We start from the raw sequence: 14,715 nt of genomic DNA, 5'->3' as shown, positions 1-14,715 counted from the left end.
AGATGTGGCGGGACAATTGTCCCGCCACATGAGCTTGAAGTCGACCAGTATCAATAGATCTTGGAGAACTTCTCGATGTTGGTCTTGTCGAACTGGAAGGGCGGAGCCATCGCAGCCGAGTTGGTGTCGTCGAGCGTCACCTTGCCGACGCGGCCGATCGACAGCGTGGCGCCGGGCTTGGCCTCTTCCTTCTTCACCGCGAGATCATGGGCGAGATAGATCGCCGAGTAGCCGAGGTCGATCGGGTTCCACAGCGCAACCGCTTGGGATGCGCCGTTGTCGATGAACTTCTTGAACTCCGACGGCAGCGCCAGGCCGGTGACGTTGACCTTGCCGATCAGGTTCTCGTCGGTCACCACCTGCGCGGCGGCAACGACGCCGACGGTGGTCGGTGCGATGATCGCCTTGAGGTTCGGATAGGACTTCAGCAGGCCCTTGGCTTCGTCGGTGCTTTTCGCCGAATCGTCATCGCCATAGACGGTGGCGACCAGCTTGATCTTCGGGAACTTCTCCGGCAGCACCTTCTTGGCCGCTTCGATCCAGGCGTTCTGATTGGTTGCGGTCGAGGAGGCCGACAGGATTGCGACGTCGCCGCCTTCCGGCAGGTAGTCGGCGGCGAGCTTGATAATCGTCTCTCCGATCAGGTTGGTGTCGGACGGGTTGAGGTGGACCTGGCGGCCTTCCTTGGCGACGCCGGAGTCCCACGAGATCACGGTGATGCCGCGATCCATCGCCTTCTTCAGCACCGGCACCAGCGCGTCGGCGTCATTGGCCGAAACGGCGATCGCGTTGACCTTCTGGGCGATCAGCGAGTTGATCACCTCGATCTGCGCTTCGGCGGTCGCCTTGGTCGGGCCGGTGTAGATGACGTCGACATCGCCCAGTTCCTTGGCCGCTTCCTCGGCGCCCTTGTTGGCGGCGTCGAAGAAGCCGTTGCCGAGCGACTTCACCACCAGCGCGATCTTGACGTTCTCGGCGTAGGCGGCATTCACGAACATGGCGGCGGAAAAGGCCGCCGTGACCAGCAGTTTCTTCAAAAAGCTCATCGAATATCCTCCCTTGAGCGTTGCATTCCATCGCCGCTGCGGGCGCGAGTTCTCCTCAGGCCTGCAGTGAAGATTCTTCCTTGTCGCTTGACTGTTTGCGGGCGACGACCAGCGCCACGCCCGCTGTCTCCAGCATCTTGGCCTCGCGGTCCTCGATGCCGTCGTCGGTGATCACGGTCGCGATGCGCGACAGCCCGCACAAGATCAGGCTGGAGCGCATGCGGAATTTCGACGAGTCGACCAGCACCACCAGCTCGTCGGCCTGGTCGATCAGCTTCTGCTCGGCCTGGATCAGCAACGGATCGCCTTCCATCAGCCCGAGCGGTCCCAAGCCTTGCGCGCCCATGAACATGCGCCGCGCATAGAAATTGCGCGTCACGTCATTGTCGAAGGGCGACAGGATGATGTTCTGCTCGCGGTAGATCGTGCCGCCGGACAGCATCACCGTGTTCTTCGAATGCTTGAGCAGATGCTCGGCGATCGGGAACGAGTTGGTGAAGATCGGCATGCGGCGGCCGGTCAGGAAATGCACCATCTGGAAGGTGGTGGTGCCGCCGTTGATGATGATCGGCTCGCCGTCCTTGCACAGGTTCACCGCTTCCCGCGCGATCGCCCGCTTTTGCGCGGCGTTGAGCGTCTCGTTGACCGAGAAGGGCCGGCCGGCCAAGCCGATGAATTGCGGCGGCGAGATCGCCTCGGCGCCGCCGCGCACCCGGCGCAGACGCTTCTGCACGTGGAGGGCCGCAATGTCGCGCCGGATCGTCGCCTCGGAGGAGTCCGTCAGGTCGACCATCTCCTGCACCGTCACCACAGGTTTTTCCTGGACGGCGGACAGAATGATCCTGTGGCGTTCTTTTTCGTGCATGGTTCCTCCCTGCCAGACCATCAGGCACCAGAAAACGCGCAGTGTCAATCATTTCCGATCACATATTTTCATTGTGCAATGCAATATGATCGATATTGATCGTTTGTGATTGACAAGAAGGCTGCTTGCGTAGACATTCCCTGCGAGAAAAGAGGAGCGCATTATCCGCGCTCCAAGGGAGGATACCTATGCTCGACAAGCGCTCCGGCTCGCGCCTCGCCAATCTGTGGGACGATGCAAAAGCCGAAGGGATGAGTGGTCCCGAACTGCTGGTCTATCGCTCGAACACGCTGGGTTCCGACAAGCACGTCACCAATTACGGCGGCGGCAACACCTCGTCCAAGGTCCGCCAGAAGGACCCGCTGACCGGCGAGGATGTCGAGGTGCTTTGGGTCAAGGGCTCAGGCGGCGACAGCGCCTCGATCAAGCTCGACGGCTTCGCCACGCTCTACATGGACAAGCTGCGCGCGCTGAAGGGCCTCTATCGCGGTGTCGAACACGAAGACGAGATGGTGGGCTATCTGCCCCACTGCACCTTCAACCTCAACCCGCGCGCGGCCTCGATCGACACGCCGCTGCATGCCTTCGTGCCGAAGGCTTGCGTCGACCACATGCATCCCGATGCCATCATCGCCATCGCGGCCGCCAAGGATTCCAAGGCGATCACGAAAGAGGTCTTCGGCGAAGCCATCGGCTGGCTGCCCTGGAAGCGGCCGGGCTTCGAGCTCGGCCTGTGGCTGGAGAAATTCTGCCTTGAAAACCCAGAGGCAAAGGGCGTGGTTCTGGAGAGCCATGGTCTGTTCACCTGGGGCGACACGCCGAAGGAGTGCTACGAAACCACGATCTCGGTGATCAACCAGGCGATCGACTGGTTCGAGCGCAAGGCTGAGGGCAAGGCGATCTTCGGCGGCGAGGCGGTGAAGTCGCTCGATGCGCCGACGCGCCGCGCCATTGCCGCGAAGCTGATGCCGCGGATTCGCGGCCTGATCTCCGAAAAGAGCCACAAGCTCGGCCATTTCGACGACCAGCCGGCGGTGCTCGAATTCGTCAATTCGAAGGACCTGCGGCCGCTGGCGGCGCTTGGCACGTCCTGCCCCGATCATTTCCTGCGCACCAAGATCCGCCCGCTGGTGATCGAGTTCGATCCGGCAAAGCCGGATGTCGATGCCGTCATCGCGCGCCTCGGCGACGACATCGCCGCCTATCGCGTCGGCTACCAGGCTTACTACGACGGCTGCAAGCATCCGGACTCGCCCGCCATCCGCGATCCCAACGCCGTGGTCTACCTGATGCCCGGCGTCGGCATGTTCACCTTCGCCGGCGACAAGGCGACGGCGCGCATCTCCGGCGAGTTCTACGTCAACGCCATCAACGTCATGCGCGGCGCCTCGACGGTCTCGTCCTATGTCGGCCTGCCCGCGCAGGAGGCCTTCGACATCGAATATTGGCAGCTCGAGGAAGCGAAGCTCCAGCGCCTGCCGAGGCCGAAGGCGCTGGCCGGCCAGATTGCGCTGGTGACCGGCGGCGCCGGCGGCATCGGCCGCGCCACCGCCAACCGGCTTTTGCGCGAAGGCGCCTGCGTGGTGCTCGCCGATATCGATGAGGCCGCGCTCGCCGGCGCCCATGAAGAGCTGGCGAAAGCCTACGGCAAGGATTTCGTCCGGCCGGTGCGGATCGACGTGACATTGGAGGACCAGGTGACCGCTGGTTTCGCTGAGACCGCGGTCGAATTCGGCGGCATCGACATTCTGGTTTCCAATGCGGGTCTGGCCTCCTCGGCGCCGATCGAGGAGACGACGCTGGCGCTGTGGAACAAGAATATGGACATCCTGTCGACCGGCTATTTCCTGGTGTCACGCGAGGCCTTCCGGCTGTTCCGCGCCCAGAAGATCGGCGGCAACGTCGTCTTCGTCGCCTCCAAGAATGGCCTCGCCGCTTCGCCCAAAGCAGCTGCCTATTGCACCGCCAAGGCCGCGGAAATCCATCTGGCGCGCTGCCTGGCGCTGGAAGGCGCGGAAGCGCAGATCAGGGTCAATGTCGTCAATCCGGACGCCGTGCTGCGCGGCTCCAAGATCTGGAGCGGCGAGTGGAAGGAACAGCGCGCCGCCGCCTACAAGATGTCGACCGACGACCTTGAGGAGCACTACCGCTCGCGCTCGATGCTGAAGCGCTCGGTGTTCCCGGAAGACATTGCGGAAGCGATCTATTTCTTCGCCTCCGACATGTCGGCCAAGTCGACCGGCAACATCATCAATGTCGACGCCGGCAACGCGCAGAGCTTTACGCGCTAGAGGTGCTTCCCTTCTCCCCGTTCCACGGGGAGAAGGTGCCCGAAGGGCGGATGAGGGGCGGCGCCAGCCGAACGAGTACAGGGAGGAAGTGCAGTGTCCGAAACCATCATCTCCGCCGACCTCGTCGCCAGGCACAACGCGGCGCGCAAGACCGATCTCGAACGCGACTACGCCTCGCTCGGCGAGCGTCTCGACCGGCGCGGCATCGCTATCGACGCGATCCGCGACAAGGTCGAAAAATTCGGCGTGGCGATCCCGTCCTGGGGCGTCGGCACCGGCGGCACGCGTTTTGCCCGTTTCCCCGGCGCCGGCGAGCCGCGCGACATCTTCGACAAGATCGAGGACTGTGCCGTCATAAGCCAGCTGACGCAGGCGACGCCGACCGTCTCGCTGCACATCCCGTGGGACAAGGCCGATCCGAACCGTCTGAAGCAGGCGGCCTCGCGCTTCGGCCTCGGCTTCGACGCCATGAACTCGAACACCTTCTCCGACGCCAAGGATCAGAAGCTTTCCTACAAGTTCGGCTCGCTGTCGCATTCAGATGCCGGGACGCGCCGGCAGGCGGTCGAGCACAATCTCGAATGCATCGAGATCGGCAGGACGCTCGGCTCGAAGGCGCTGACGGTGTGGATTGGCGACGGCTCGAACTTCCCCGGCCAGGTCAACTTCGCCAAGGCCTTCGAGCGCTATCTCGACGCCATGCGCGAAATCTACGCCGGCTTGCCGGACGACTGGCGGCTGTTCACCGAGCACAAGATGTACGAGCCGGCCTTCTATTCCACGGTGGTGCAGGACTGGGGCACCAATTACATCATCGCCAAGGAGCTTGGCGACAAGGCTTTCTGCCTTGTCGACCTCGGCCATCACGCGCCCAACGTCAACATCGAGATGATCGTGTCGCGGCTTATCCAGTTCGGCAAGCTGGGCGGCTTCCACTTCAACGATTCCAAATATGGCGACGACGACCTCGATGCCGGGTCGATCGATCCCTACCGGCTGTTCCTGGTCTTCAACGAGCTGGTCGATGCCGAGCTTTCCGGCGCCAAGGGCTTTAATCCCGCTCATATGCTCGACCAGAGTCACAACGTCACCGATCCGATCGAAAGCCTGATGCTGTCGGCCGTCGAGGTGCAGCGCACCTATGCGCAGGCGCTGCTGGTGGATCGGAGGGCGCTGGAAGATTTCCAGGAAGCGAACGACGCGCTGATGGCGACGCAGACCTTGAAGGCGGCCTACCGCACCGATGTCGAGCCAATCCTTGCCATGGCGCGGCTCAGAACCGGCGGCGCCATCGATCCGGTCGCCGCCTATCGCGAGGCCGGCTACCGGGCGAAGGTCGCGGCGGAGCGGCCCGCCGTTGCCGGCGGTGGCGGCGGGATTGTGTAGATCCTAATTAGGCGTTTCCGTAGATCGACCACCGGCGAGGGCGGCGCTTGAGCACCCCCTTTGTCCTGCCGGACATCTCCCCCACAAGGGGGGAGATCAGATGTCATTTCCGCTTTCGCCAACCGCCAACGTGGCAGGAAGAGTGCGGCAGCCGGAGCTGCCAATCTCCCCCCTTGCGGGGGAGATGTCCGGCAGGACAGAGGGGGGTGTGAAGGATCGCCAACCGTCACTATTGGCTGGACTCACCCACCTCATCGGTCTTTCCTAGGCGTCCCCCCGCCCGGAGCCCCGCCATGCATCTCACCCGCCGGACGCTGATCGCCGTCAGCCTTTCGTTCGCTTTTGCCTTCCCGCCATCGACAGCCGTCTTCGCCGCTTCGCCTGCTCCCGCCAAGGGTGAGCACGGCATGGTGGTGACCGCCCAGCATCTCGCCACAGAGGTCGGCGTCGATGTCCTGAAGAAGGGCGGCAATGCGGTCGATGCGGCTGTCGCGGTCGGTTATGCGCTGGCCGTCGTCTACCCCAATGCCGGCAATATCGGTGGCGGCGGTTTCATGACCATCCGCTTGAAAGACGGCCGCTCGACCTTCTTCGATTTTCGCGAGCGCGCGCCGCTTGCCGCGACCAAGACCATGTATCTCGACAAGGACGGCAAGCCGATCAAGGGCGCCAGCCTCGACGGTTACCTCGCCGTCGGCGTGCCAGGCTCGGTGGCGGGCTTCGAGATGGCGCGCGAGAAATACGGCACGCTCTCCAGGCAGGACCTAATCGCGCCGGCGATTGCCTTTGCCAAGGACGGCTTTGTCCTCGATCAGGGCGACGCAGCTTCGTTCGCGGACAACGCCGACCGGTTGGCGAAGGATCCGGCCGCCGCAGCCATCTTCCTGAAAAAGGACGGCAAGCCTTACGGCATCGGCGAGCGGCTCACCCAGTCCGACCTCGCCGCCGCGCTATCGGCGATCTCGGAGAAAGGTCCGGACGCTTTCTACAAGGGCGCCATCGCCGACGCCATCGTCAAGGCGAGCGGCGCCAAGGGTGGCATCCTTGCCAAACTCGATTTCGAGCAATATGCGCTCCGCGAGCTGAAGCCCGTGACCTGTTCCTATCGCGGCTACGAGATCATCTCCTCGCCGCCGCCGAGCTCGGGGGGCGTCATCATCTGCGAAATCCTCAACGTGCTCGAAGGCTACCCGCTGTCTTATCTCGGCGCCGGCTCGGCCGAGACGATCCATGTCATGGTGGAGGCGATGCGCCATGCCTATGTCGACCGCAACTTGGCGCTGGGCGATCCGGATTTCGTCGACAATCCGGTCTCAAAACTGCTCGACAAAGGCTACGCCAAGGACATCCGCGACAAGATCGATCCGTTCAGCGCCGGCGTGTCGAAGGATCTGATGCCCAAGGGTTTCGGCGAGAGCAATGAAACCACCCACTATTCGATCATCGACAAGGACGGCAACGCGGTCGCGGTGACCTATACGCTCAACGACTCCTTCGGCGCCGGCGTGGTCGCCGACGGCACCGGCATCCTGCTCAACAACGAGATGGACGACTTTACCCAGAAGCCCGGCATGCCCAACCTCTACGGGCTGGTCCAGGGCGAGGCCAACGCAATCCAGCCGAAGAAGACGCCGCTTTCCTCGATGAGCCCCACCGTGGTCACCAAGGACGGCAAGCCGTTCATGGTCATCGGCAGCCCGGGCGGGTCGCGCATCATCACCATCACGCTGGAGGCGATCGTCAACGTCATCGATCACGGCATGAACATCCAGGAAGCGATCGACGCGCCGCGCATCCATCACCAGTGGCTGCCGGACGTCGTCTATGTCGAGCCCTTCGGGCTGTCGCCCGACACCGAGAGGCTGCTGGCCGGCATGGGCTATCACCTCGATCTCAGCGACCGGACCTGGGGCCAGGCCGCCGGCATCGTGGTCGGCGGCAAGAGTCTGGGTGAAATCGAGAAGGGTGGTGGCGCGCGTTACAACGGCGCCATCGACAGCCGTGCCGCATCCGGCGAGGCGCTGGGCTATTAGATTGGCTTCTTAAACCACCAGGGTGATGGTCGAGGCGATCAGCAGCACGGCGGCGATACCGACGAACAGTGCATAGATGCGCGGCCGGTCGAGCAGCAGCGCATTGCCCGAAATCCAGGCGGCGGTGGCGCCACCTAACGCGAACAGGAAGCCGTTGCGGTGGCCGAAGGTCATGGAGGCAGCCATCAGGCCGCCGATGATCAGCGCGCCGAACACGATGATGACGGCGACGGCGTATTTCTCGAAATCATTGCCGCTACCCATCGCCGGCCCCATGGCATTAAGATTCGGCAGATCGTCCGGATCGAAGGGGCTGGCCGAGCCGTATTCGTCTTGACCGAGGGATTCGCGCATCATTCGTTCTCCGCTGAGCGGCAACAAACCATCAACGCTTGCCAATGGCAACCGGCAACGCCATCGCGGTCCTGCGTTCGCCGCACGGCTGGTGCCAACGTGCCACGGTTTCCTGGACAGCCTCAACGGTCTGGGGTCGGATCGGGTTCCACAAGCTTGATCTATCTGGAAAAATCGCTGCGCACGATGCCGTGCCGCTGCAGCTTGTCGTAGAAGGTCTTGCGCGGGATGCCGAGCGCCTCGATGGTGCGCCGGACGTCGCCGTCGTTGCGACCAAGTGTCTCGCGGATGATCTCGGCCTCGTAGCGCTCCAGCCGTTCCGGCAAGGGCATGGCGGCGTCCGATTCGGCCGGCTGAGGGGAAGGGCTGCCGCCGATCTCCTCCAGTCCGAGCACGAGGCGCTCGGCGAAATGGGCGAGCTCGCGGACGTTGCCGGGCCAGTCATGTTCCCTCAGATGACGCTGGACGGCGGCCGGCGCCGCGGGCACCGGGCGATGGAAGCGGGCGGCGGCGCGCTCGGCGAAATAGCCGAACAGCAGCGGCACGTCATCCCGCCGCTCGCGCAGCGGCGGTATCGACAGCGTCACCACATTCAGCCGGTAATAGAGGTCCTCGCGGAAATTGCCGCGCTGGCTCGCGTCGCCGAGATCGACCTTGGCGGCGGCAACGACACGCAGGTCGACCGGCCGAACCTCGTTGGTGCCGAGCGGCATCACCTCGCGCATTTCCAGCACCCGCAGCATCTGCACCTGCGTCGAAGGCGGCATGCTTTCGATCTCGTCGAGGAACAGCGTGCCGCCGCTCGAATGCTCGATGCGGCCGACGCGCTTCTTCTGCGCGCCGGTGAAGGCGCCGGCCTCATGGCCGAACAATTCGCTTTCGATCACCGTCTCCGGCAGCGTGCCGCAATTGAGCGCCACGAAATTGCCCTTGGCGCGGCGGCTCCAGCGGTGCAGCAGGCTTGCCACCACTTCCTTGCCCGAGCCGGTCTCGCCGGTCACCAGCACGTCGACATCGGTGTCGGCGATCTGCCTGAGCGTACGGCGCAGCCGCTCCATCGCCGGTGTCTGGCCGATCAGCGGCAAGCTCTCCTGCGCCTGCTCGGCCGCTTCTCGTAGGGCGCGGTTCTCCATCACCAGCCGACGTTTCTCCGCCGCGCGCCATACACTTTGCGCCAGCCGATCGGCGGCAAAAGGCTTGGTGATGAAATCATAGGCGCCATCCTTGATCGCCTTGACCGCCATGGCGATGTCGCCATGCCCGGTGACGAGGATGACGGGGATATCCGGGTCGAGATCGACCACGTGGTCGAAGAGCTGCAGGCCATCCATTTCGGGCATGCGGATGTCCGACACCACGACACCGGCGAAAGCGGCATCGAGGCCGGCGAGGGCCTCGCTTGGCGAGGAAAAGGCAGACACGGCAAAACCGGCGAGTTCCAGCGTCTGTTTTGTCGCCTTGAGCAGGTCGCTGTCGTCATCGATCAGGATGACCGGATTGTCGTTGGTCATGCCGTGTCAGTCCTGGAGAGATGGATGGTGAAGCGGGTGCCGGTGCCGCTGCTCGCTACCTCGATGCGTCCGCCATAGTCGGCGACTATGTCCTTGGAGATGACGAGCCCAAGCCCGAGGCCCTTTTCCTTCGAGGTGTTGAAGGGCGTGAACAGCGATTTAAGGATTCCCGGCGGGATGCCCGGCCCGTTGTCGGACACGATCAGCGCAACGCCATCGGCGGTTTCCGCGGCGGAGACCTCGACCCGCGCGCCGTCGCGGCCTTCGAGCGCTTCCAGCGCGTTCTGGAACAGGTTGATCAGGACCTGCTCCAGCCGCAGCCGGTTGCCCATCACCTTGAGGCTCGGCGGCGGCAGCGTGATCGCCAGCGCGTCCAGCCTGCCGGCAAAGCGGCTCCTGAGCAGCACGACGGCGCCTTCGATGACACCCCGCAATTCGACCGGCTCGGCCGCGGTGCGGCCCTTGCGGGCAAAGGCTTTCAGCTCCTCGGTGATCGAGCCGATACGTTCGGTCAGCGCCGCGATCGCGCCGAGATTCTCTTCTGCCGGCGCGCTCTGCTTGCGCTCCAGGAAGACGCGCGCGTTGTCGGCATAGGCGCGGATGGTCGCCACCGGCTGGTTGATCTCGTGCGCGACGCCGGCGGCAACCTGGCCGAGGGTCGCAAGGCGGTTCGCTTGCACCAGCTCCTGCTGCATGATCTGCAGCTTCGCCTCGGTGCTGCGATGGTCGGCGATCTCGGCCTGCAGACGGTCGCGCGCGAGGCTCAGATCCTGGGTGCGCTCGACGACGCGGCGCTCGAGCTCGGCGCGCGCCGCCTGCTCGGCGGCGATCCGCATCTGCGCGGATTGCCGGCGCCACAACAGATAGGCGGCAAACGCAAGGAGCGGGACGAGGACGCCGAGCGCCAGGAGCCGCATTTCGCGCTGGGCCGAGGCGATAGGCGCCTCCGCTGGGACGAGATAGTCGAGCCGCCACGGCGTCGAGGGCACGGCCGTCGACAGCCGCAAATACTCCGCGTCGCTGCCGCCAGGTGTGATGGTGTGGACGAGCGCGATATCGGCACTGAGCGTTTGCGGCCTCGTGATCGGCAAGGGCACCAGAGGCGCCTCGCCGAACTGCTGGCTGGCGCGGATGTCGGCCGTGACCGGAGCGGCCAACGGCGCCGTCGTCATGAAGCGCCAGGAAGGCACGCTGGTGATCAGCACCACCCCATGCTCGTCGCTGACATAAGCCGGGCGGTTCGCCTCGTGCCAGTCGGCCTCGAGCTGGTCGAACTCCATCTTGACCACGACGACGCCGAGCGGTCCCGAAGCGCCATCGACGCGGCGCGAGATGTAGAGGCCCGGGCGCTTGCTGACATTGCCGAGCGCGAAATATTCGGCCGTGCCGGATTGCATCGCGCCCGAGAAATAGGCGCGAAAACCGTAGTCGTTGCCGACGAAGCTGACCGGCTCGCGCCAGTTGCTGGAGGCGATCGCAAAGCCATCCGTGCCGGTGACATAGAGTACCGAAGCCTTGGTGCCGGATACCAGCCCTTCAAGCTTGCGGTTGAGCACGTCGATCGAAGCGGGGCTACGTTGGACGAGCGCGTCATGCACCTGCTGGTCTTCGGACAGAAGCAGCGGCAGCGCGCGCGGATTTTCCAGCACCGCGCGCAGCAGCGCGACCTTGAGATTGGCATCGGTGCGGCCTTGCGCGGAGAGCGCCTCGATCTCGGTCGAGCGGCCGTAGAGGCCGGCGCCGTACAGCGCTGCCAGCACAATCAAGAGCGCTATTCCCGCAAACAGCAGCCAGGCGCGCCGCGCCCGCCCGGCGAGCAGTTCGGGCGTCGAGGCGAGGGCAGCGGCGGAGCGTTGCAGCATGGCGCATTTGTGCATGATTTCGCACAAAGCACAATTCGACCTATGCGGATTGCCGCACTGCGCTCTCGAAAGTGATAGATCGTTCGGTCAAAAAACCAAACAGAATCAACGCCCCGCACTTCGAAGCGGAATCTGGCACGCGCGTTGCAAGTGCTTCCGCAGCAGCCGCGAGGCTGTGGAGGTCAAACGCCCCGGGAGGTCGAGCTTCTCGATCGGGGCCGAACGGAGGACATCATGCAGACGGCAATCGCTGCCGCGGAACCGCGCGGCAAAATTCCCTTTTACCGGCATCTCTATGTGCAGGTCCTGGCTGCGATCGCCGCCGGCATCCTGCTCGGCCATTTCTATCCCGATATCGGCGCCTCGCTGAAGCCGCTTGGCGACGCCTTCATCAAGCTGGTCAAGATGGTGATCGCGCCGGTGATTTTCCTCACGGTCGCGACCGGCATCGCCGGCGTCTCCGACCTGCAAAAGGTTGGCCGCGTCGCCGGCAAGGCGATGATCTATTTCCTCGTCTTCTCGACGCTGGCGCTCATCGTCGGCCTCATCGTCTCCAACGTCGTCCAGCCCGGCGCCGGCATGCACATCAATCCCGCCACGCTCGACGCCTCGAAGGTTTCGACCTTCACCGAGAAGGCGCATGACACGACGATCGTCGGCTTCCTGATGAACATCATCCCCGACACCATCACCGGCGCCTTCGCCCAGGGCGATATCCTGCAGGTGCTGTTCTTCTCGGTGCTGTTCGGCGTGGCGCTGGCGCTCGTCGGCGAACGCGGCCGCCCGGTGGTCGACTTCCTGCAGGCGCTGACGTCGCCGATCTTCCGCCTCGTCGCCATCCTGATGAAGGCGGCCCCCATTGGCGCATTCGGCGCCATGGCCTTCACCGTCGGCAAGTACGGCATCGGCACGATCGCCAACCTCGCCTTCCTCATCGGCACCTTCTATCTGACGTCGCTGCTTTTCGTGCTGGTCGTGCTGGGTGCCGTCGCATGGTACAACGGCTTCTCGATCCTGGCGCTCATCCGCTACATCAAGGAAGAGCTGCTGCTCGTGCTCGGCACTTCGTCGTCGGAGGCAGCGCTTCCCGGCCTGATGGCCAAGATGGAGCGCGCCGGCTGCAACCGCTCGGTAGTCGGCCTCGTCATCCCGACCGGCTATTCCTTCAATCTCGACGGCACCAACATCTACATGACCCTGGCAGCGCTCTTCATCGCGCAGGCGACCGACACGCCGCTCACCTTCGGCGACCAGATCCTGTTGCTGCTGGTCGCCATGCTGAGCTCCAAGGGTGCGGCCGGCATCACCGGCGCCGGCTTCATCACTTTGGCCGCAACGCTGTCGGTCGTGCCTTCGGTGCCGGTCGCCGGCATGGCGCTGATCCTCGGCGTCGACCGCTTCATGTCGGAGTGCCGCGCGCTTACCAACTTCGTCGGCAACGCGGTTGCGACCATCGTCGTGGCGCGCTGGGAAGGCGAGCTCGACCAGAAGCAGTTCGCCGCCGCCATGGCCGGCCAGCTGCCGGAAGAAGCCGATCTCTCGCTCTCAGGCGGTTTGCAGCCAGCCTGACAGACAACCCATCCTCCCAAGCCTGTGCAGGCCGTGGCTTCGCCGCGGCCTGTTCTTTTTGCCGGACGCCGCCTAGGGTGGCGCCTGCCGGCATCCTTGCCGGCGCATTCAAGCGTGAGGGCGGCGGATGAGCAGCGCGTTTCCCGAAATCTATCTTGTCCGCCATGGCGAGACCGAATGGAGCGCCTCGGGCAGGCACACCGGCCGCACCGACATTCCGCTGACCGCGAAGGGCGAAGAGGCCGCGCGCGGCGTCGCCGATTGTCTCAAAGGCGTGACCTTCCAGGCGGTCTGGTCGAGCCCGTCGCAGCGCGCCTTCGACACCTGCCGCCTCGCCGGCTTCGGCGCGAATGCGGTCAAGAAGGCCGACCTGCAGGAATGGGACTACGGCGCCTATGAAGGCGTCGCGACCAAGGAAATCCTTGCCGTGCGCCCCGGCTGGCAATTGTTCCGCGACGGCTGCCCGAATGGCGAGACGGCCGCCGACGTCGGCGCCAGGGCCGATGCGATCATCGGCGAACTCCGACCGGTGGCCGGCAATGTGCTCATCTTTTCGAGTTCGCACTTCCTTCGCGTGCTTGCGGCGCGCTGGATCGGCTTGCCGCCGCAGGGCGCCGAGCATTTCGTGCTCGATACCGCGAGCCTCAGCATCCTCGGCTACGAGCACGACCTGACTGAGCCCGTCATCCGGCGGTGGAACCAGAGGTAGCGCCGGCGAGGAACGCGGCGGCGCAAGGGGAGATCTGTCGTGATCCTTCGCGCCCCCCTCTGTCCTGCCGGACATCTCCCCCACAAGGGGGGAGATTGGCAGCTTTGGCGCCCCGCTCGATCCTGTGACGTTGGCGATTGGCGAAAGCCGCGGCGACGTCCGATCTCCCCCCAAGTGGGGGAGATGTCCGGCAGGACAGAGGGGGGCGCTGTGCGTTTCAAGGCTCCTCCGCCGGCAACGCTCATAGGACGTCACGGGAACCGCTGTTAGGCTGCCAGCATCGCCAGCTCTTCCGCCGTCAAATGCCGCGCCTTGCCTTTCGCCAGATCGCCGAGCTGCAGATCCCCGATCGCCACCCGCACCAGCCTGAGCACCTCGATGTCGAAGGCGCCGAGCAGGCGGCGGATCTGACGGTTGCGGCCCTCGTCGAGCACGATCTCCAGCCATGACGTGCGTCCGCCTCTACGTAGGAGCGCGATCGAGCTTGCGGTCAGTAGTTCGCCATCGACGACAGCGCCTTGGCGAAACCGCTCAAGCATCGCCTCGTCCGGCATGGAGGCGATCTGCACGTGATAGGTCTTGGCGACATGCGAGGCGGGATCGAGCAGTGCGTTCGCCCAGCGCGTGTCATTGGTCATCAAAAGCAGGCCTTCGCTCGCCTTGTCGAGGCGGCCGACCGGCGAGACGAACGGCAGCTCTAAATCGGTGAGGCAGTCATAGACGGTGCCTCGCCCTTCGGGATCGTCGCGCGTGGTGACCAGCCCGCGCGGCTTGTTGACCATCAGATAGACTTTTCGTTCCGCGGCGATCTGCACGCCATCGACCGTGATGCGATCGCGATCCGGATCGACGCGCAGCGACGGGTCGCGCGCCACCTTGCCGGCAACGCGCACGCGCCCCTCGGCGATCATCAGTTCGCCTTGCTTGCGCGAGCAGAATCCGAGCTTCGACAGCGCGCGGTTGAGGCTGACTTTGGGTTTACCCGTTTGTCGCCTACCGGTCTCTGATGATTGTCGTAGTGCCATGACCTTGCGCTCTCTTGCCAGAGCGATCCACCGAAGTAAATTGGACGGAAAGAAAATGGTGCGC

At 64.4% G+C, this 14,715-nt stretch carries 11 protein-coding genes; 5 read left to right on the top strand and 6 right to left on the bottom strand.

All coding sequences use genetic code 11. The features are described 5' to 3' along the window. Window positions 1–50 precede the first annotated feature (50 nt). Both rhaS and RFN30_RS19830 read right to left on the bottom strand, forming a co-directional pair. Window positions 51–1,046, bottom strand: coding sequence for a rhamnose ABC transporter substrate-binding protein (rhaS, locus tag RFN30_RS19835; RefSeq protein WP_320263777.1), 996 nt, complete (start codon window positions 1,044–1,046; stop codon window positions 51–53). 55 nt (window positions 1,047–1,101) lie between these two features. Further along, complete coding sequence (locus RFN30_RS19830) at window positions 1,102–1,911, bottom strand: DeoR/GlpR family DNA-binding transcription regulator (RefSeq protein WP_320263776.1); 810 nt, start codon at window positions 1,909–1,911, stop codon at window positions 1,102–1,104. Between the two features lie 188 nt (window positions 1,912–2,099). Here RFN30_RS19830 and RFN30_RS19825 point away from each other — a divergent pair, with 188 nt between their 5' ends. From RFN30_RS19825 to ggt, 3 genes are all read left to right on the top strand, one after another. Then, window positions 2,100–4,202, top strand: a complete 2,103-nt coding sequence (locus RFN30_RS19825; protein WP_320263775.1) for a bifunctional rhamnulose-1-phosphate aldolase/short-chain dehydrogenase — start codon at window positions 2,100–2,102, stop codon at window positions 4,200–4,202. Window positions 4,203–4,295: 93 nt separating this feature from the next. After that, complete coding sequence (gene rhaI / locus RFN30_RS19820; RefSeq protein WP_320263774.1) at window positions 4,296–5,588, top strand: L-rhamnose catabolism isomerase; 1,293 nt, start codon at window positions 4,296–4,298, stop codon at window positions 5,586–5,588. Window positions 5,589–5,881: 293 nt separating this feature from the next. Beyond that, entirely contained in the window at window positions 5,882–7,621 is a 1,740-nt protein-coding gene (gene ggt / locus RFN30_RS19815) for a gamma-glutamyltransferase (RefSeq protein WP_320263773.1), read from the top strand. Between the two features lie 9 nt (window positions 7,622–7,630). On the opposite strand, the gene RFN30_RS19810 is transcribed toward ggt, so the two are convergent. The 3 genes from RFN30_RS19810 to RFN30_RS19800 form a co-directional block, all read right to left on the bottom strand. Further along, a complete protein-coding gene (locus tag RFN30_RS19810; protein ID WP_320263772.1) occupies window positions 7,631–7,978 on the bottom strand; it encodes a hypothetical protein in 348 nt (115 codons plus the stop codon). A gap of 158 nt (window positions 7,979–8,136) precedes the next feature. After that, entirely contained in the window at window positions 8,137–9,486 is a 1,350-nt protein-coding gene (locus RFN30_RS19805) for a sigma-54-dependent transcriptional regulator (RefSeq protein WP_320263771.1), read from the bottom strand. Then, entirely contained in the window at window positions 9,483–11,348 is a 1,866-nt protein-coding gene (locus tag RFN30_RS19800; RefSeq protein WP_320263770.1) for a sensor histidine kinase, read from the bottom strand. Before RFN30_RS19800 ends, RFN30_RS19805 begins: the two co-directional genes overlap by 4 nt. A 234-nt stretch (window positions 11,349–11,582) precedes the next feature. On the opposite strand from RFN30_RS19800, the gene RFN30_RS19795 reads away from it, so the two are divergent. Together RFN30_RS19795 and RFN30_RS19790 are read left to right on the top strand one after the other, a co-directional pair. Next, a complete protein-coding gene (locus RFN30_RS19795; protein ID WP_320263769.1) occupies window positions 11,583–12,917 on the top strand; it encodes a dicarboxylate/amino acid:cation symporter in 1,335 nt (444 codons plus the stop codon). A 127-nt stretch (window positions 12,918–13,044) separates the two neighbouring features. Further along, a complete protein-coding gene (locus tag RFN30_RS19790) occupies window positions 13,045–13,626 on the top strand; it encodes a histidine phosphatase family protein (RefSeq protein WP_320263768.1) in 582 nt (193 codons plus the stop codon). Between the two features lie 266 nt (window positions 13,627–13,892). Here the strand turns inward: RFN30_RS19790 and RFN30_RS19785 are convergent, their stop codons facing one another. Then, window positions 13,893–14,651 carry a pseudouridine synthase gene (locus tag RFN30_RS19785; protein WP_320263767.1) on the bottom strand — a complete coding sequence of 253 codons (759 nt, stop codon included), beginning with the start codon at window positions 14,649–14,651 and terminating at the stop codon, window positions 13,893–13,895. Window positions 14,652–14,715 lie beyond the last annotated feature (64 nt).

This window comes from Mesorhizobium dulcispinae, assembly GCF_033977345.1.
GTDB lineage: Bacteria > Pseudomonadota > Alphaproteobacteria > Rhizobiales > Rhizobiaceae > Mesorhizobium > Mesorhizobium dulcispinae.
This window is presented reverse-complemented; position numbering and strand designations above follow the sequence as displayed.